Source organism: Streptomyces sp. NPDC001668, assembly GCF_042893155.1.
Lineage (GTDB): Bacteria > Actinomycetota > Actinomycetes > Streptomycetales > Streptomycetaceae > Streptomyces.
Genome location: NZ_JBIAUQ010000015.1, coordinates 76,134 through 94,134, shown reverse-complemented (window position 1 = coordinate 94,134; position 18,001 = coordinate 76,134). Strand labels below are relative to the sequence as shown.

Below are 18,001 nucleotides of genomic sequence, written 5' to 3'. Positions count from 1 at the left end.
TTACGCGGTGCGGTGGCGGAAGAGGAAGCGCTGGAGGGCGGAGAGGAGCAGGTCGAGGGCTACGGCGATGACGGCGACCAGCACCGCGCCGCCGAGGACCTGCACGAGGTCGCGCTGGGCGAGGCCGTCGAAGACGTAGCGGCCGAGGCCGCCGAAGGAGACGTAGGCCGCGATGGTCGCGGTGGCGACGACCTGGATGAGTGCCAGGCGCAGGCCGGTCATGATCAGGGGGAGGGCGAGGGGCAGTTCGACCTGGAACAGCACCTGGTGGCCGCGCATGCCCTGGCCGCGGGCGGCGTCCTTCACGTCCGGGTCGACGGCCGTCATGCCGGCGTAGGTGTTGGTGACGATCGCCGGGACGGCGAGGGCGACGAGGGCGACGTAGACCGGGAGCATGGACAGGCCGCCGGCGAGGAAGACCAGGACGACCAGGCCGACGGTGGGCAGGGCGCGGCCGAAGGACGCGAGGTTGATAGCGACGAAGGCGCCCTTGCCGGTGTGGCCGATGAGCAGGCCGAGGGGGAGGCCGATCGCGGCCGCGATGAGGGTCGCGAGCAGTGAGTACTGGAGGTGTTCGGCGAGGCGGTGGGCGATGCCGTCGGGGCCGGCCCACTGGGAGCCGCTGGTCAGCCAGGTGCCGAGGTTCTTGAGGAGTTCGTACATCGCTCAGGCTCGCTTCCGGCGCCACGGGGTCAGGGCGTACTGCACGGCCACCAGCAGGGCGTCCGCGACCACGGCGAGCAGGAGCGTGAGGACCACGCCCACGATCACCGGGGTCGGGAAGTCGCGCTGGAAGCCGTCGGTGAAGAGCTGGCCGAGGCCGCCGTCGCCGATGTAGGTGGCGACCGACACCAGGGAGATGGACATGACCGTGGCGATGCGGACGCCCGCCATGATCACGGGGAGTGCCAGGGGGAGTTCGACGGTCAGCAGGGTGCGCAGGGGGCGGGTGCCCATCGCCTTCGCGGCTTCCTTGGTCTTCGCGGGGACCGAGTCGAGGCCCTCGACGGTGTTCCGCAGCAGGACGACCAGGGTGTAGACGGTCAGGCCGATCACGGTGGTGGTGCGGGTGAGGCCGCTGACCGGCAGCAGGAGCACGAAGATCGCGATCGAGGGGATCGTGAACAGGACGTTCGAGAGGCCGAGCAGGAAGCCCCGCAGGGGACGGATCCGGTGGGCGACCACCGCGAGGGGCAGGCTGATCAGCAGGCCGAGGAAGACGGCGGTCAGGGCCGCCTGGAGGTGGGAGACCGTCAGGGTGGTCAGGTCGTCGGTGTGGCCGGAGATCCACGACCAGTCGATGGTCATGCGGCCACCCGGGCTTCGCTGTGGGCCAGGCCCGCGTGCCGGTGGATGTCGTCGCGGGAGGTGACTCCGGTGAGGACGCCGTCGGCGTCGACGCGGGCGACCAGGCTGGTGGGGGAGGCGACGGACTCGTCGAGGGCGGCGAGCAGGGAGTCGCCGTCCTTGAGCGGCCGTACGGGGACTTCGGCGGCGTCGGTCGCCCAGTGCAGGGGCCTGCCCGCCGCGTCGCACACGAGGGACCAGGCGGTCCCTTCCGGCGCGGGGCCCTGCGGGACCTGGGCGAGGGTCTTGAGCGAGAGCAGTTTCAGGCCGCGCTCGGCGCCGAGGAAGTCGGCCACGAAGGCGTCGGCGGGGCGGGCGAGGAGTTCGGCGGGCGGGGCGCACTGGACGAGGTGGCCGCCGGTGCGGAAGATCGCGATGCGGTCGCCGAGGCGGACGGCTTCGTCGACGTCGTGGGTGACGAAGACGATGGTCTTGTTCAACTCCTTCTGGAGTCGGAGCAGTTCGTCCTGGAGCTGGGTGCGCACCACCGGGTCGACCGCGCCGAACGGTTCGTCCATGAGGAGCACCGGCGGGTCGGCGGCGAGGGCGCGGGCGACGCCGACGCGCTGCTGCTGGCCGCCGGAGAGCTGGTGCGGGTAGCGCTTGCCGGCCTCGGCGGTCAGGCCGACGGTCTCCAGCAGCTCGGTGGCGCGGGCGCGGGCCTTCCTGCGGCCGTGGCCGAGCAGGAGCGGGACGGTGGCGATGTTGTCCAGCACCGTGCGGTGCGGGAAGAGGCCGGACTGCTGGATGACGTAGCCGATGGAGCGGCGCAGTTCGGCAGCGTCCTGGTCGGTGACGTCCTTGCCGCCGACCTTGATGGTGCCGGAGGTCGGTTCGACCATCCGGTTGATCATCCTGAGGGTGGTCGTCTTGCCGCAACCGGAGGATCCGACGAGGACGGTCACGCCGCCTTCCGGCATGTCGAGGGTGAGATCGTGCACTGCTGTCGTGCCGTTGGGAAAGCGTTTGTGGACCGCGTCGAACTGGATCATGAGATGTCCCTTGCCCGGCTGTATAACGTCATGCAGAGTTCTCGGTAGCTGAATAGTTTGTCAACGGTTCGGTGTTAATCCGAGGTAACGGATGACCGCCAGGCAAGATCAGGTGTCCGCCTTGAGGGGAGTTTGGGCTATATGTCGTCTCGGATCGTGGACTCTCCTGATCCCATCACGGCCGGGCACACCGGCCTGGTGATCCTCGACGGGATCGGGCTCGGCGTCGCGGACGTCGTCCGCCTCGCCGACGGGAGCGCGCGACCGGTGCCCGGGACCGACGCGATGAAGCGGGTCACCGAGTCCTGGGACGCCGCCCGGCAGATCGCCGCGACCGGACGCGTCTACGGCCGCTCGACCGGCGTCGGCGCCAACCGGAACGAGGACGTGCCCACCGAGGCGGCCGCCGAACACGGCCTGCGGCTGCTGCGCAGCCACGCCGGCGCCATCGGCGAGGAACTCCCCGCCCGGCAGGTCCGCGCGACGCTCGCGGTCCGCGCCAACCAGCTCCTCGCGGGCGGTGCCGGACTGCGGCCGACGGTGGTGACGGCCCTGTGCGAGGCGCTGGAGAGCGGCGCCCACCCGGTCGTCAACGAGTTCGGCTCGGTGGGCACGGGTGACATCGCGGCACTGGCCCAGGTGGGTCTTGCGCTGGCCGGAGAGCACCCCTGGAGAGGACCCGGCGCCCCCGAGCCCCAGCAGCTCGACAACAACGACGCCCTCGCCTTCATCAGCAGCAACGCCCTCACCCTCGGCCAGGCCGCCCTCGCCCTGCACGAGTTGCGCGGGCTCGTCGAGGCCACCCAGGTCGTCGGGGCACTGTCGCTGCTCGCCGTGGACGGGTCGCACGAGGCGTACGCCGCTCCCGTGCACGCCGCCCGCCCGCACCGCGGGTCCGCCGAAGTGGCCCGGAGGATGCGGGAGTTGATCGGAGCCCAGGACCGGCCCACCCCGCCGCTCGGCCGCATCCAGGACCCGTACGGCTTCCGGTGCCTGCCTCAGATCCACGGCCCGGCGCACGACGCCGCCGACGCCCTGGAGGAGGTCCTCGCGATCGAGATCAACGCGGCCGCCGAGAACCCCCTCATCTGCCCCGAGGACATGGCCGCCTACCACCACGGCGGCTTCTACCAGGCCCAACTCGCCCTCGCCCTGGACCACTTCAGGCTGGCCCTCACCCAGGTCGCCCGGCTGTCCACGTCCCGGCTCTCCACCCTCAACGAGCCCGCCTTCACCCGCCTCAGGCCCTTCCTCGCCGACCCGGAGCCCGCCTCCTCCGGCGTGATGATCCTGGAGTACGCCGCCGGAGCCGCCCTCGGCGACCTGCGGGCCTTCTCCGCGCCCGCCTCGCTGGGCCACGCTGTACTCTCCCGGGGCGTCGAGGAACAGGCCAGCTTCGCCTCGCTCGCCGCCCGTCAGACACTGCGGGCGCGCGGCGCGTACCGTCTCGTCGTCGGCTGCGAACTCGTCGCCGCCGTACGGGCGCTGCGCCAGCGCGACCTCCGGCCCGACCCGGACCTCCCGGTGGGCCGCGCGCTGGAGCTCGCCGAGGCGGTGCTGGCGGAGGACCCGGCCGACCGGCCGCTGACCGGCGACGTGACGGCGGCGGCGGCACTGCTCGACCGGTTCACGGACATCTGGAGGGGGATCGAGGCATGAGCGACATGGGTGGGGCGATGGGCGGGGCGGGTGTGGCGGACACTCCCGCGGGACGGCTTCAGGCACTGTTCGAGGGGCACCGGCTCACACCGACCCAGCGGCGCATCGCGCACAGCATGGTGCGGCGCGCCGCCGACGTGCCGTTCCTGTCCAGCGTGGAGCTGGCCGAACTGGCCGGGGTCAGCCAGCCCTCCGTCACCCGCTTCGCCGTCGCCCTCGGCTTCGACGGCTACCCCGCGCTGCGCCGGCACCTGCGCGAGGTCGCGCCCGCCGAACAGAGCGCGGACTCGGCCTCGTACAACGAGTACCAGCAGGCCGTCGAGGCCGAGATCGAGAACCTCAGGCACCTGGCGGAGGTCCTGGCCGACCCGCGCCCGGTGCGGAAGGCCGGCCGGCTGCTCGCCGCCTCCCGCCCGCTGCCGGTGCTCGGTCTGCGGGCCGCCGCCTCCCAGGCGTACGGCTTCGCCTACTTCGCCGCCAAGGTCCATCCGGACGTACGGCTGCTCCACGAGGGCGGCACGATGATCCACGACCGGATCGACGCCGCCGTCCGCGCGGGCGCCTCGGCCCTGCTGTGCTTCGCGCTGCCCCGGCATCCGCGCGAGGTCGTCGACACCCTCGCCTACGCCAAGGAGGCGGGCCTGAGCGTCGTCACGGTCGCCGACTCCGCCTTCGCCCCCGTCGCCAAGGTCTCCGACCTCCTGCTGCCCGCCGCCGTCGGCACCGGCCTCGCCTTCGACACCGCCTGCGCGCCGATGCTGCTCGGCCGGGTGCTGCTGGAGGCGATGTGCGACGACCTGCCGGACGCCCAGGCCCGGCTGGAGGAGTTCGACACGCGGGCCGCGGCGCGCGGACTCTTCGTCGAGTAGGGCGCTTTTTCAGACTGGTCTCACGTTCGCTCGCTACCCTCCCCGACCGGCAGGACTGTGCCAGGACGACGAGGAGGCGGGACGTGGCACACGCAGATCGCAGGACTCAGGGGCTGGCTCGGGTGGCCGTCGTCGTGCGCGCCGGGGCCGCACCCCTGTGGTGGCTCGGGGTGTTCGCGGCGGGCGTCGGGCTGCTGATCCCGGGGCTGACCGGGCGCCGGATCGGGGTGATGGCGGGCGCGGCGCTGTTCATCGTCGCCGTGGCCGTGGTGTCGTACGGCCGGCGCGGGCGGTACACCGCGCTGGGGCGGGCGGCGGCCCGCGCGGGCCGGCACGACGTGCTCCAGGACCGGGCGGTCAGTGTGCGCAACTGGCGCAGAGGGCACCGCTGGTGGCTGCTGCTGGCCTGGCTGGTCGCGCTGGGCTGCAACGTCGCCGTGCCCGTCGCGGGCGGCATGCTGCTCGCCGGGTGCGGTACGGGCCTCGCGCTCAAGGCCGCCTGGCTCGGGCGGCGCGAGCGGGACCTGGACGCGCTGCTGTGGGTGCGGGTGGACTGGCTCGCCGCGGACGGCGGACGCCCGGCGGGCAAGGCCGTCAAGGCGTACCGCAGCACGGGTATCGCGGCGGGCGACGCGGCCCCGGGAGGAGCGCGCCGCCGCACCGCGGCACTCGTCTAGCCTCTGCTTCGGGGCGGGGTCACACCTCCAGGTCGGCTTCGATGGCCCGCAGCTGGTGGCGGGCCATCGCGAGGTTGGAGCGCTTGGCGTCCAGGACCAGGTAGAGGAAGAGCCCGTTGCCACCGCGCCCGCTGATCAGGCGGATCAGGTGGTACTGGTCGGACAGGGTGATCAGGATGTCCTCGATCTGGCCCTTGAGCCCGAGGTGCTCCATCGTGCGCATCTTCGCGCGGACCACGTCGGTGTTGCCGGCGGCGGCCACGTTCAGGTCGAAGCCCTTGCTGCCGCCCATGGTGCCGAGCGCCATGCCGCTGGTGTAGTCGACGAGCGCGACGCCGGTCGCGCCCTCGATGGAGGCGAGGGCCTCCTTCAGTGCGGTTTCGGTGTTGGCCATGACTGTGTCTCCTCGGTTCTCTCAACTTTCGGTGGTGGTGCGGGCCGCCGTCGGGGCGGTGGCCGCGGCGCGGGTGTCCACGGGCTTGGCCCGGGACGTGCGGGCCGCTCTGGCACGGGCCGGAGCAGGCTTCGCGGGCGCCTTCGTGATGGCTTGTGCGGGTTCGGCGAGCGCGCTGTCGACGAGCTCCCCGATCCGGGCCCCGGCCCGGCGGCCCTCCAGGTGGAGGCGGCCGACATTGACCCGGTCCTGCGCGAGCAGGGTGACGACGGCCCCGGCGCCCGCCCCGTACGCGGCGACGTAGCCGTACACGCCCCGCACGAGCAGTTCGCGCAGGTCCCCCTGGCCGGTCTCGTCGGACAGCTGGGCGGCGAGCGCCCGGGTGGCCGCGGTGAGCGCGGCCACGGCCTCCGGGTCGACGCCCGGGGTGTCCTGGGCGAGGACGAGACCCTCGGCGTCGGCCACGAGGGCGCCGGTGAGCTGCGGCACCCGGGCTCTGAGCCGGCGCAGCTCCTCCAGGATGGTGTCCTGAGCTGCTGCCATCAGGTCTCTCCTCTCGGCACGGATCCGCTGCCGCTCAAAGGGCCTCCAGCGCATCCCTGAGCCTCTTCAGCAACGTGATGTGGGGATCGACGGGCTCGACGGGGGAGCCCTCGGCGGGCATACCGGAAAGACCGGAAAGACCGGGTAGGCCGGGCTGAGGTTGCGTGAGGGAGGCGGGCGGACGGGGCGAGACCACTCCGGCCGCCACCAGCCGCCGTACGTCCACCAGCGTGTGGAAGGCCGGGCGGCCCAGCTCGCGCGCGATCTCCGCCGCCGTGCGGACGCCGTCCACGCGGGCCAGCACCGCCTGCCGCCGGGCCGGGAGCAGCGGGGGAGCGGGGCGGTGCTCCCGGGTCAGCGGCACCTCGTCGGGCAGGGCGTCCGGCCAGATGCGGTGCAGCAGGTCGCGGCGGCGCAGGGTCTCGCGCTCCAGCTCGGCGACCGGCACGGGGTGCGGGACGCCGGGGGTGTCGTCGGGGGCGTCGTCGGGGGCGTCGGCCTCGCCGGGAGGTCCGTCCGGGCCGTCCTCGGTGCCGTAGCGGAAGCGGCCCGGTGTGCTGCTCGGGGCGAGGGCGAAGTAGGCCGCGTCGTAGAGCGCGGTCAGCCGGCACAGCTCCAGGGCGCCCGGGGTGAGCAGCCCGCCCTCGACCAGCCGGCGGCCCGCCCGGTGCACGGCCTGGGCACCGGTGAGACGGCGGGCCCCGGTGCCGGCGCTCCCGGAGCTCGCGATGCTCTCGGCCAGGGCCTGCCGCCACACCTCGGCGTCCAGCGTGCCGTGGGCGGCGAGCAGGACGTCGGCGCCGGGGGCGGCCGGGCTCTCGGCGTGCACCACCTTGCCGTCGGCGAGGTGCAGGGTGCCGCGCTCGCGCACCAGGATGCCGGTGGCGCGCTCGGCGGCGAGCCGGGTCAGCATCGGCGAGACTCCGCCCCAGCCGCGGTCCGTCGCGGCCGCCTTGTCGCGCACCGGGAGCCGGGGCGGCGGGGTGGCGGGCGTGGTGCGGACCGCCGTCATCCGAGCTCCAGCCGTCCGGCCATCTCACCGAGCCGGATCCGGGCCAGCGCGAGGTTGCCCTCCGCGCGGGCCAGCCACAGGTGCAGGAACACGCTGCTGTCGAACGACGTCGGCACGAACCGCAGGACGTGGTAGCTGTCCCGGTTGCTGAGGATGAGGTCCTCGACCGGTGGATCCGGCTCCTCCCCGGCGGCCCCCGCCTCGGTGACCGGGAGGCTCTCGGAGGCGAACGCGCGCTGCTCGGCGGCGAGCCGGGCGAGCTCGGCGGCCTCCGCGGCGGCCGCCTCCTGGTCGCCGCCGGGGGATTCCCCCACGGCGCCCAGGGCCAGCCCGCTCGTCCAGTCGACCAGCGCGGCCCCCCGCGCACCCGGCAGCCGCATGGCTTCCAGCAGGCACTCGTCGATTCCCTGCACCGTGGTTCCCCTCCCACCTGGGGTTCGGCTGAGTGACGCCGAAACTACGCAACGTGTGCGCGAGGGGTGAGGGATCTGGCATTTTCCGGTGGAACATGCTCAGGGTGGCTAGAGTGGGTCAACTTGCCTTGATTTACCGGCCCATTGATCGGCGCATCCCGCGGTGTGTGTCAACGGTTCCCGGGCGCGTGCAGGGTGGTGAGCGCACCGGCGTGCGCCCCTCCGGATTCGGCCACGATCGAGGCGAGCGTCTGCGGGGCCCGCACGGTCGCGAAACGTACGCCTCCCGTCCGCGGGTCCGGGGCGAAGCCGTGGACGCCCGGGCGGGCCAGCGAGTTGTACGCGTAGTGGTGCGCGAAGTAGTACGCGCCCGTGTCCAGCGCCGCCGCATAGTCCCCCTGCTCCAGCAGCGGCAGCGCGCGCCCCTCGGCGAGCAGGTCGCCCGCGAAACAGGCCGGTCCCGCCACGTCCTGGACCACCTCGGGCCCGCTCTTCGGCCGCCCCTTGCCGTCGTACGCCGCGATCCGCAGCGGCCACGAGTCCGGTACGTACACCGTCCGCGTCGCCACCTGCACGCCCGCGTGCGTCACCGCGACCGGCCGCCCGCCCGCGCTCTTGGCGTACTCCACCCGCGCCACGATGGTGCCGTGCTTGGCCAGCAGCGACCGCCCGAACTCGGTGACCAGCCCGTACCGCCCGTCGAACAGCCCCGGCACCGCCTCCCTGAGCGCCCGCGCGTACTCCCCGTACGTCGGTGTCGTCACGTCCGAGGCGAAGTTCACCGGCAGTCCGCCGCCGATGTCGATGGTGTCGATCTGCGGCCGCCCGATGCGCCGGTTGATCTCCTCGGCGAGCGCGTACGTCTCCGCGATCCCCTGGGCCATCAGGGAGAGCGGGACGCCCTGCGAGCCGGTGTGCGCGTGCAGCCGGGAAAGCCAGGGCCGGTCGAGGAAGGCCCGCACGACCCACTCGCGCGCCCCCTCGTCGCGCAGCGCCACCCCGAACTTCGAGGTCTGAGTGGCCGTGGAGGTCGCCCCGATGGAGCCGCCGCCGACCTGCGGGTTGACCCGGATGCCGAGCGGGGAGCGGCTGACGGCCGACCTCATGAGGCCGTCGATGCGGTCCAGCTCCTGCGGGTTGTCCGCGTTGACCGCGATGCCCAGCGCCAGCGCCTCCCTGAGCTCGGCCGGCGTCTTGGCGGGCGAGTCCAGCACGGTCCGCTCCGGCGGGAGCCCGGCCGCCCGCGCCAGCGCGAGTTCGCCCGGGCTCGCCACCTCCGCGCCGATGCCCTCCTCGCGCAGCAGTCGCAGCACCGGCACCAGCGGGGTCGCCTTCACCGCGAACGCGTGCAGCACCGGGGTGCCCGGCGCCGTGACCTCGGCGAAGGCCGCGCGCAGCTCCGCCGCCGACTCCCGGATGCCGGTGACGTCGAGAAGCCCGACCACGGGAGCGTCCGGCCCCAGCAGGCCCTGCTCCACGGCCGCCCGCACCGCCTCGTCCCGGCGGACGGCCCGCCCCTCGCCGGTGGTGCCGTACTCGTCCATCACGTCCCCGTCCTGCTCGTCACGCGCCTCGGGTGTCCAGCCGTACATCCCTGTCCTGAAACTTCTCTCTCCTACCGATGCTGACGCCAGAACGTATTGACTAGTTCTATTCAGAAAGACAGGATGTGAATATCGACAGCAACAACCGGCACGCGACCATCCGCGGCAGAGCCCCCAGGAGGCAGACCATGTCAGGACCCCGCCCCGTACGAGCGTCGCGCGGTACGGAACTGAGCGCCCTGGGATGGCAGCAGGAGGCCGCCCTGCGGATGCTGCAGAACAACCTCGACCCCGAGGTCGCCGAACACCCCGACAAGCTCGTCGTCTACGGCGGCACCGGCAAGGCCGCCCGCGACTGGCGCTCCTTCGACGCCATGGTCCGCACCCTGCGCACCCTCAAGCAGGACGAGACCATGCTGGTCCAGTCCGGCCGCCCGGTCGGCGTGATGCAGACCCACGAGTGGGCCCCGCGCGTCCTGATCGCCAACTCCAACCTGGTCGGCGACTGGGCCAACTGGGAGGAGTTCCGCCGCCTGGAGGCCCTCGGCCTGACCATGTACGGCCAGATGACCGCCGGTTCCTGGATCTACATCGGCACCCAGGGAATCCTCCAGGGCACCTACGAGACCTTCTCCGCCGTCGCCGCGAAGAAGTTCGGCGGCACCCTCGCCGGGACGATCACCCTCACCGCCGGCCTCGGCGGCATGGGCGGCGCCCAGCCCCTCGCGGTCACCATGAACGACGGCGTCGCCATCTGCATCGACTGCGACCCGCGTGCCATCGAACGGCGCATCGAGCACCGCTACCTGGACGTGAAGGCCGACAGCCTGGAGCACGCGCTCCAGCTGGCCGTCGAGGCCCGTGACGCCCGCCGTCCGCTCTCCATCGGCCTGCTGGGCAACGCCGCCGAACTGCTGCCGCGCATGCTCGCCGAGGGCGCGCCCATCGACATCGTCACCGACCAGACCTCGGCGCACGACCCGCTCGCGTACCTGCCGGTGGGCGTCGACTTCGACGACATGGCGGCCGCCGCGGCCAAGGACCCGGCCGGGTTCACGGTCCGCGCCCGCGAGTCGATGGCCCGCCACGTCGAGGCCATGGTCGGCTTCATGGACGCGGGCGCCGAGGTCTTCGACTACGGCAACTCGATCCGCGGCGAGGCCCAACTCGCCGGATACGACCGGGCCTTCGCCTTCCCCGGCTTCGTCCCCGCCTACATCCGCCCGCTGTTCTGCGAGGGCAAGGGCCCCTTCCGCTGGGCCGCGCTGTCCGGTGAGGCCTCCGACATCGCCAAGACCGACAAGGCGATCCTGGAGCTGTTCCCCGAGAACGAGTCCCTTTCGCGGTGGATCAAGATGGCGGGTGAGCGGGTGCACTTCCAGGGCCTGCCCGCCCGTATCTGCTGGCTCGGCTACGGCGAGCGCGACAAGGCCGGCGAGCGCTTCAACGACATGGTCGCGAGCGGCGAGCTGGCGGCACCCCTGGCGATCGGACGCGACCACCTGGACGCCGGGTCCGTCGCCTCCCCCTACCGGGAGACCGAGGCCATGCTCGACGGCTCCGACGCGATCGCCGACTGGCCGCTGCTGAACGCCATGGTCAACGTGGCGTCGGGCGCCTCCTGGGTGTCCATCCACCACGGCGGCGGCGTCGGCATGGGGCGGTCCCTCCACGCCGGCCAGGTCACGGTGGCCGACGGCACCAAGCTGGGCGGCGAGAAGGTCCGCCGCGTGCTGACGAACGACCCGGGCATGGGCGTCATCCGGCACGTGGACGCCGGGTACGACATCGCCGAGTCCGTCGCCGACGAGCGGGGCGTGCGGGTTCCGATGCGCGAGGGTGACTCGGCGTGACGGTGGGCGGAACCTCGGGAACCTCCGGAAATTCCGGAACCTCCGGAACGGCGCAAAGCCACAGCACCCCCTCCTTCCACCAGATGTGGCGCGAGCTGCTCCCCGTCGGACGGCACCCCGACTCCCACGGCTACCGCCGGTTCGCCTGGACCGGGCCCGACGCCGAGTGCCGGGCCTGGTTCAAGGAGCAGGCCGAGGCGCGCGGACTGGCCTACGAGGTCGACCGCAACGGCAACCAGTGGGCCTGGCTCGGGGACCCGGCCCAGGGGGACGCCGTCGTCACCGGGTCGCACCTCGACTCCGTGCCCGACGGGGGCGCCTTCGACGGGCCCCTCGGAGTGGTGTCCTCCTTCGCCGCACTCGACGAACTCCGGTCGCGGCGGGCCGAGTTCGCCAAACCCCTCGCCATCGTCAACTTCGGTGACGAGGAGGGCGCCCGCTTCGGGCTCGCCTGTGTCGGGTCCCGGCTCACCGCCGGGCAGCTCACCGTCGAGCAGGCGCACCTGCTGACCGACGGGGACGGCGTCACCCTCCCGCGGGCCATGGAGGCGGCGGGGTACGACCCCGACGGCATCGGCGCCGACCCCGAGCGGCTCGCCCGCATCGGCGCCTTCGTCGAACTCCACGTCGAGCAGGGCAGGGCGCTGGACCTCTCCGGCGACCGGGTCGGCATCGCGAGCGCCATCTGGCCGCACGGGCGATGGCGGTTCGACTTCCGGGGCGAGGCCAACCATGCCGGCACCACCCGCCTCGTGGACCGGCGCGACCCCATGCTGTCGTACGCCGAGACCGTGCTCGCCGCCCGCCGCGAGGCCGAACTCGCCGGTGCCGTCGCCACCTTCGGCAAGATCTCCGTCGAGCCGAACGGCGTCAACGCCATCCCCTCCCTGGTGCGCGGCTGGCTCGACTCCCGCGCCGCCGACCAGGACAGCCTCGACCAGGTGGTCGGCGGCATCGAGAAGGCGGCCCGGGAGTACGCCGACGCTCACGGCATCGCCCTCGACATCGTCCGGGAGTCCTTCACCCCCGTCGTCGAGTTCGACCACGCCCTGCGCGACGAACTCGCCCGGATCCTGGGCAGCGACACCGACCTCAAGGTGCCCGTCCTCGGAACCGGCGCCGGACACGACGCCGGGATCCTCTCCGGGAGCATCCCGACCGCCATGCTGTTCGTGCGCAACCCCACCGGTGTCTCGCACTCCCCGGCGGAGTCCGCCGCCGAGGACGACTGCGTCGCCGGAGTCCTCGCACTCGCCGACGTACTGGAAGGGCTGGCCTGCAGGTGACAGCGAAGACCTACTGGCTGGAGCACGCCTGGCTCGACACCCACGTCGAGCCGGGCGTGGCCATGGACGTACGGGACGGCCGCATCACCGGCGTCCGCACCGGCCTCGCCACCCCGCCCCCCGGCGCCGAGATCCTGCGCGGACTGACCCTGCCGGGGCTGGCGAACGCCCACTCGCACGCCTTCCACCGGGCCCTGCGCTCCACCGTCCAGGTCGGCTCCGGAACCTTCTGGACCTGGCGCGAGGTCATGTACTCGTTCGCCGACAAGCTGACCCCGGAGACCTACCACGCCCTCGCCCGCGCCGTGTACGCGGAGATGGCGCTCGCGGGGGTGACGGCGGTCGGCGAGTTCCACTACGTGCACCACGCGCCCGGCGGAACCCGTTACGCCGACCCCAACGCGATGGGCGAGGCGCTGATCGAGGCCGCCGCCGACGCCGGCATCCGCATCGCCCTCCTCGACACGGCCTATCTCTCCTCCGGCTTCGGTGAGCCCCCCAACACCCACCAGCTCCGCTTCTCCGACGGCACGGCCGACGCCTGGGCCGAACGCTGTTCAGTTCTCAAGGACCGGGATCACGCGAGGATCGGTGCGGCGATCCACTCCGTACGGGCCGTGCCCGCCGACCAGTTGGCGACCGTGGCGCGCTGGGCCGGGGAGCGGCGGGCCCCGCTCCACGTCCACCTGTCCGAGCAGACCGCCGAGAACGACGCCTGCCGTGAGGCCCACGGCTGCACGCCCACCCGGCTGCTCGCCGAGCACGGGGTCCTCGGACCGCGCACCACCGGCGTCCACAGCACCCACCTCACGGACGAGGACATCGCCCTGATCGGCGGCAGCGGCACCGGCACCTGCATGTGCCCGACGACCGAACGGGACCTCGCCGACGGCATCGGGCCGGCCGTGGCCCTCCAGCAGGCGGGGTCACCGCTGTCCCTCGGCTCCGACAGCCACGCGGTCATCGACCTGCTCGAGGAGGCACGCGCGATGGAGCTCAACGAGCGCCTGCGCACCCGCAGACGAGGTCACTGGACGGCGGCGGCCCTGCTGCGGGCGGCCTCGGCCGACGGCCACGCGGCCCTCGGCTGGGACGATGCCGGCACCCTGGAGCCGGGCGCGCTCGCCGACTTCACCACCATCGCCCTCGACTCGGTCAGGACGGCAGGGCCGCTTCCGCGGCTCGGGGCCGAGACGGCCGTATTCGCCGCGTCGGCAGCAGACGTGTCGCACACGGTCGTGGGAGGCCGGCACGTCGTACGGGACGGGGTCCACGCCCTCGTACCGGATGTGCCGAAAGCCCTCGCGGACGCCGTAGCAGCCCTGCGCGGATGAAGCGCCGGAACCCGGGCAGCGAGCCCGCCCCCACCGCCGACCAGGCCACCGAGGACGCCATGAGCAACGCGACGACCGTCAGCCCCGCCCACTCCGCGAGCACCGCAAGCACGCTCATCACCAACATCGCCGCCCTGGTCACCAACGACCCCTCCTCCGGTGACGGATCCCCCCTCGGACTGATCCAGGACGCGGCCGTCGCCATCGAGGGCGACCGTGTCGTGTGGACCGGTGATCAAAGCAAAGCACCCGCCACTGACAATCGGGTCGACGCAGGTGGCAGGGCGGTCCTCCCGGGCTTCGTGGACTCCCACTCCCACCTCGTCTTCGCGGGCGACCGCACCCAGGAGTTCAACGCCCGCATGTCCGGCCGGGCCTACAGCGCGGGCGGTATCCGTACGACGGTCGCCGCCACCCGTGCGGCCACGGACGCCGAGCTGGAGGCCAACCTCACCCGCTACCTCGGCGAGGCCCTCCGCCAGGGCACGACGACCTTCGAGACCAAGTCCGGCTACGGCCTGACGGTCGAGGACGAGGCGAGGGCCCTGCGCATCGCCGCCGCCCACACCGACGAGGTCACCTACCTCGGCGCCCACATCGTCTCCCCGGACCACGCCGACGACCCGGCGGCCTATGTGGCCCTGGTCACCGGCGAGATGCTCGACGCCTGTGCCCCGTACGCCCGTTGGATCGACGTCTTCTGCGAGAAGGGCGCCTTCGACGGCGACCAGGCCCGCGCCATCCTCACCGCCGGCAAGGCGAAGGGCCTGCACCCGCGCATCCACGCCAACCAGCTCTCCTACGGCCCCGGGGTGCGGCTGGCGGTCGAACTCGACGCCGCCAGCGCCGACCACTGCACCCACCTCACCGACGAGGACGTGGACGCCCTGGCCAACAGCCGTACCGTCGCCACACTCCTCCCCGGCGCGGAGTTCTCCACCCGCGCCGAGTGGCCGGACGCCCGCCGCCTCCTGGACGCGGGCGTCACGGTGGCCCTCTCCACGGACTGCAACCCGGGCTCGTCCTTCACGTCCTCGGTCCCCTTCTGCATCGCCCTGGCGGTACGCGACATGGGCATGACCCCGGACGAGGCGGTCTGGTCGGCCACGGCGGGCGGGGCGGCGGCGCTACGACGCGAGGACGTGGGCCGCCTCACCCCGGGCGCCCGCGCCGACCTGCTCCTCCTGGACGCCCCGAGCCATGTGCACCTGGCCTACCGGCCGGGGGTGCCGTTGGTCAGCGGGGTGTGGCGGAAGGGCATGCGTGTAGCAGGGTGATCCCCGCAGTTGCCCCATCGTCCCCCCGCAGTTGACTGACGTTGACTACGCTTGGGCCATTCAGGTCTGGGCCGGACAACTTGTGGCCTCGGCGCCGGTTGAATGGAGAGGGGCGGCCTGTGGCCGAACATCTGGCTGCGGAGTACGTGGACGAAATCGATCCGGGGCTCGGCGAACCACTGCGAGTCCTGCAGTTGAGCCCTACTCGGCTTCTGGCAAGCATGCCCTGGGGCAAGCTGCGGCAGATCGTGCCCGATCCACGGCTCTCGGAGAACGTGCGCGTGCTCCAGGCACTCTCCCCTGAGGTGCAGCGACAGGCCGATGTACGTACTCAGGTCCAGCGGGTCATCAAGTCCACCAAGAAGGCCGAGAACGCCAAGGACTATGCCCGTTACCTGGCGACCGTCATACGGGGTGAGCGCGGCGAGCACTGGGCGACTCCGCCCTTTGCGTTGTGGACCGACGATCAGTTGACCACGGTCAAGGCAAGGAGCCCCTTCGGCGTCGATCACCTGGTCTATCTGCCGTACTCGGTGACCGGGGTGCTGGTCGATGCGGAGACCCAGCACCTGGCGCACTTTTTGCTCTTGGACGATCCCGCCGCTTACGGCGTGACGGCACAGCAGGTCAATGGGCGGACAGTCGGTGTGGAGATCTACCACGGCATCGAACTGAGCGCGGCCCGGCAGATCTTCCACGATCGCAACCTGCTCGGCGTCGTCCCCAACAAGAACGTGGCCTTGGCCTCGGACTCATTGAACAAGGCGACCCAGATCGCGAACGCGCTCTTGACGACGATGTCCGTCGTGGACCCCGAGTCGGGCGAGGCCGTCTTGTTGGAGGAACTGATCGCCGTACGGCAGCGGCAACTGAAGGCCGCTGACCACGCATGGATGACCCTGTCCACGCTGCGTTCGTTCGTGGTGACCGCGATCTTCGGCAAAGCCGGCTTCGAGCGGACGAGCGGATCGATCCATGACCTGCCTGAGCACTGTGACCGGGAGCAGGCCGAGGAGTCCATCGCAGAGGTCCTCGGCCTGCTCTTCGACGAGTTCGCCTTCTGTTTCGCGGACCGGACCCGGCATGTCATCGCGGCCCCAGCGGTGTTCGCCGCGCTGGGCGCCGTCGCCCACCGGTCCATGCCCTGGGCCCCCGCTCCACATCGGAGTCTGGATGAGCTCATGGAACTACTCAAGGGTGTCCAGTGGGCCAGGGACCCCAAGTACTGGGACGGTATCTGCGGCAAGCGCACCAGTAACGGAACCTTCTCTCTGGCGGGGGGCGTCAAGGATTCGGGTTCGCGCACGGCAACGGCCCTGGAGGATCCGGAGTCGGAGAGGTACCGATGGATCCGGTTCGGCCAAGACAGGTAGCGGGATGACAGGAAGTGCGGGGCCCGCACTTTGCTCGTCGTCCGCGCAACAGGTGCGACTTTCCAGGGCGAGGGAGCTACTGGAGGCATCCAAGGTGTCCTGAAGCGTGCCTGGTTCACGATCCGGCGTCCGAACGGCCGTGCAAGAGCGCGTACTTGGGTATCGTCTCTGACTATCCAGCCACGGAGGTGCGTATTGGCTCCTTGGCTCCCCTTTCGGACGCACAGGAGCATCAGGTGGGCGTACAGGTCGCCTCATTGGACATCAGCGGGGGCGACCTCGCCGCTGGGTCGCCGCCAGGAGGGTGGCTGCCCTGGGCGGCCACCCTCCTGCTCCCTCTGGCGTTGGCTCTGCTTTTCCACCGGATCGGGCGGGGCGATCGCTACCAGGATCGGGCGGCAGAGGCAGTGTGTGACTTCAAGGCGCTGGTCGACGAAATCAACCTGGAGGGGCACCGGGTACTTGGGCAAGTGGTGTCGGAGGTTGACCTCAAGCCCCTGCGTGATCTGCAGGTGAAGGCTGAGTTGGCTCCCGACCGGCTGCCCCAGCCACTGCAGTTGTGTGCGCGAGAACTGGAGTCGAGGCTTGCCAAGTACCTTGCGGTGGCCGGGCCTGCGCCGACCGCGTACTCCGTCGAAGAGCGTGAAGCCCGGATGGAGCGGCGCCTGCGTGCGGGCAACCACCTAACGCGCGCCATCGAGGCGGCGTTCAAGGACCTCGACGCGTACAGGACTCGTCGGAAGGACTGACCTGCTCTGGTATTCAGATGTATTCTCTGTCTATGGCCGACACCACGATCAAGATCAGCGAATCAATAAGGGACCGCCTCCGCATGCTGGCGGAAGAGCGGGGTTTGAGTACGCGGGCATACGTCGAGCGGATTGTCGCCGCCACGCCCACTGAGGTCGAGCGGGCCGAGCGGACGGCTCGGGCGGTGGCCTATGTGCGCGCGCACCTGCGCGAGGACTTCACCGAGGGCGACGTGCGGGACGCGCAGGATTGGCGGGCGGCGATCGCCTCCGGCCAAGTGGGGAGTCGTAGGTGATCATTCTGGATCACACCGCGGTCCTTGCCCTCTGTCGTGGGCACCGGTTGCTGTCAGGGCTGGCAGTCGTGGAGGTCGACGATCCGGCCCAGCGAGCCCATGTTCCCGCCCTGTGCCTCGTCGCAGCCAGTTTGGAGCGCCCCGGTGTGGCAGCCCATGTCGGCGCCCTGCCGGGTCTGGAGTTCCTGACGCTCGATTTTGCGGGGGCCGCTGCCGTTGAACAGGTCGTGTCCGCCGGTCTGGACTGGCCGTTCGGCCATGCGGTCTACGCCGCCGCCTCCGGCACTGTCGAAGGGCAGATCCTGACCGCGACGCCGGACGCTTATGACGGTACGGGAGTGTGGGTCGTGGACATCGGCAAGCCGTAACAGTGGGACACCGGG

19 protein-coding genes are annotated in these 18,001 nt (G+C 71.8%); 11 read left to right on the top strand and 8 right to left on the bottom strand.

Features of this window, described 5'->3' with window-relative positions:
- Genes ACFYZ8_RS35000 through ACFYZ8_RS34990 form a run of 3 tightly spaced genes read right to left on the bottom strand, consistent with a single transcriptional unit; the run spans position 1 to position 2,339 of the window.
- A complete protein-coding gene (locus tag ACFYZ8_RS35000; protein WP_388540870.1) occupies positions 1–663 on the bottom strand; it encodes an ABC transporter permease in 663 nt (220 codons plus the stop codon).
- Positions 664–666: 3 nt separating this feature from the next.
- Positions 667–1,308, bottom strand: coding sequence for an ABC transporter permease (locus ACFYZ8_RS34995; RefSeq protein ID WP_359035585.1), 642 nt, complete (start codon positions 1,306–1,308; stop codon positions 667–669).
- Complete coding sequence (locus ACFYZ8_RS34990) at positions 1,305–2,339, bottom strand: ABC transporter ATP-binding protein (protein ID WP_388540867.1); 1,035 nt, start codon at positions 2,337–2,339, stop codon at positions 1,305–1,307. The genes ACFYZ8_RS34995 and ACFYZ8_RS34990 overlap by 4 nt, the downstream gene beginning before the upstream one ends.
- A gap of 141 nt (positions 2,340–2,480) precedes the next feature.
- Between ACFYZ8_RS34990 and ACFYZ8_RS34985 the strand changes: the two genes are divergently transcribed.
- The 3 genes from ACFYZ8_RS34985 to ACFYZ8_RS34975 all read left to right on the top strand — a co-directional run bounded on the left by ACFYZ8_RS34985 (position 2,481) and on the right by ACFYZ8_RS34975 (position 5,544).
- A complete protein-coding gene (locus tag ACFYZ8_RS34985) occupies positions 2,481–3,998 on the top strand; it encodes an aromatic amino acid ammonia-lyase (protein WP_388540864.1) in 1,518 nt (505 codons plus the stop codon).
- Positions 3,999–4,003: 5 nt separating this feature from the next.
- Positions 4,004–4,867, top strand: a complete 864-nt coding sequence (locus ACFYZ8_RS34980; RefSeq protein ID WP_388541020.1) for a MurR/RpiR family transcriptional regulator — start codon at positions 4,004–4,006, stop codon at positions 4,865–4,867.
- A gap of 122 nt (positions 4,868–4,989) precedes the next feature.
- Positions 4,990–5,544 carry a hypothetical protein gene (locus tag ACFYZ8_RS34975; protein WP_388541018.1) on the top strand — a complete coding sequence of 185 codons (555 nt, stop codon included), beginning with the start codon at positions 4,990–4,992 and terminating at the stop codon, positions 5,542–5,544.
- A gap of 19 nt (positions 5,545–5,563) precedes the next feature.
- On the opposite strand, the gene ACFYZ8_RS34970 is transcribed toward ACFYZ8_RS34975, so the two are convergent.
- From ACFYZ8_RS34970 to ACFYZ8_RS34950, 5 genes are all read right to left on the bottom strand, one after another.
- The gene (locus tag ACFYZ8_RS34970) at positions 5,564–5,938 is read right to left on the bottom strand and encodes a hypothetical protein (RefSeq protein WP_053852631.1); all 375 of its coding nucleotides are present in this window, start codon (positions 5,936–5,938) and stop codon (positions 5,564–5,566) included.
- 21 nt (positions 5,939–5,959) lie between these two features.
- A complete protein-coding gene (locus ACFYZ8_RS34965; protein WP_388540861.1) occupies positions 5,960–6,481 on the bottom strand; it encodes a roadblock/LC7 domain-containing protein in 522 nt (173 codons plus the stop codon).
- Positions 6,482–6,515: 34 nt separating this feature from the next.
- Positions 6,516–7,493, bottom strand: coding sequence for a hypothetical protein (locus tag ACFYZ8_RS34960; protein ID WP_388540859.1), 978 nt, complete (start codon positions 7,491–7,493; stop codon positions 6,516–6,518).
- Positions 7,490–7,906 (bottom strand): hypothetical protein, encoded by a 417-nt coding sequence (locus tag ACFYZ8_RS34955; protein WP_388540856.1) that lies wholly within the window; start codon positions 7,904–7,906, stop codon positions 7,490–7,492. The genes ACFYZ8_RS34960 and ACFYZ8_RS34955 overlap by 4 nt, the downstream gene beginning before the upstream one ends.
- A 170-nt stretch (positions 7,907–8,076) precedes the next feature.
- The gene (locus ACFYZ8_RS34950; RefSeq protein WP_388541016.1) at positions 8,077–9,450 is read right to left on the bottom strand and encodes a diaminopimelate decarboxylase; all 1,374 of its coding nucleotides are present in this window, start codon (positions 9,448–9,450) and stop codon (positions 8,077–8,079) included.
- Between the two features lie 188 nt (positions 9,451–9,638).
- On the opposite strand from ACFYZ8_RS34950, the gene hutU reads away from it, so the two are divergent.
- From hutU to ACFYZ8_RS34910, 8 genes are all read left to right on the top strand, one after another.
- Entirely contained in the window at positions 9,639–11,303 is a 1,665-nt protein-coding gene (gene hutU / locus ACFYZ8_RS34945; RefSeq protein ID WP_388540853.1) for a urocanate hydratase, read from the top strand.
- Positions 11,304–11,386: 83 nt separating this feature from the next.
- Positions 11,387–12,589 (top strand): allantoate amidohydrolase, encoded by a 1,203-nt coding sequence (locus tag ACFYZ8_RS34940; RefSeq protein ID WP_388540850.1) that lies wholly within the window; start codon positions 11,387–11,389, stop codon positions 12,587–12,589.
- Positions 12,586–13,923 carry a formimidoylglutamate deiminase gene (locus ACFYZ8_RS34935; RefSeq protein ID WP_359035568.1) on the top strand — a complete coding sequence of 446 codons (1,338 nt, stop codon included), beginning with the start codon at positions 12,586–12,588 and terminating at the stop codon, positions 13,921–13,923. The genes ACFYZ8_RS34940 and ACFYZ8_RS34935 overlap by 4 nt, the downstream gene beginning before the upstream one ends.
- On the top strand, positions 13,920–15,200 hold the full coding sequence (hutI, locus tag ACFYZ8_RS34930; protein WP_388540848.1) for an imidazolonepropionase: 1,281 nt from the start codon (positions 13,920–13,922) through the stop codon (positions 15,198–15,200). Before ACFYZ8_RS34935 ends, hutI begins: the two co-directional genes overlap by 4 nt.
- A 119-nt stretch (positions 15,201–15,319) precedes the next feature.
- Positions 15,320–16,573, top strand: a complete 1,254-nt coding sequence (locus ACFYZ8_RS34925) for a DNA sulfur modification protein DndB (RefSeq protein ID WP_388540845.1) — start codon at positions 15,320–15,322, stop codon at positions 16,571–16,573.
- A 236-nt stretch (positions 16,574–16,809) separates the two neighbouring features.
- On the top strand, positions 16,810–17,322 hold the full coding sequence (locus tag ACFYZ8_RS34920; protein WP_388540843.1) for a hypothetical protein: 513 nt from the start codon (positions 16,810–16,812) through the stop codon (positions 17,320–17,322).
- 32 nt (positions 17,323–17,354) lie between these two features.
- Positions 17,355–17,618 (top strand): hypothetical protein, encoded by a 264-nt coding sequence (locus ACFYZ8_RS34915; protein ID WP_388540841.1) that lies wholly within the window; start codon positions 17,355–17,357, stop codon positions 17,616–17,618.
- Positions 17,615–17,986 (top strand): hypothetical protein, encoded by a 372-nt coding sequence (locus tag ACFYZ8_RS34910; protein WP_212672836.1) that lies wholly within the window; start codon positions 17,615–17,617, stop codon positions 17,984–17,986. Before ACFYZ8_RS34915 ends, ACFYZ8_RS34910 begins: the two co-directional genes overlap by 4 nt.
- Positions 17,987–18,001 lie beyond the last annotated feature (15 nt).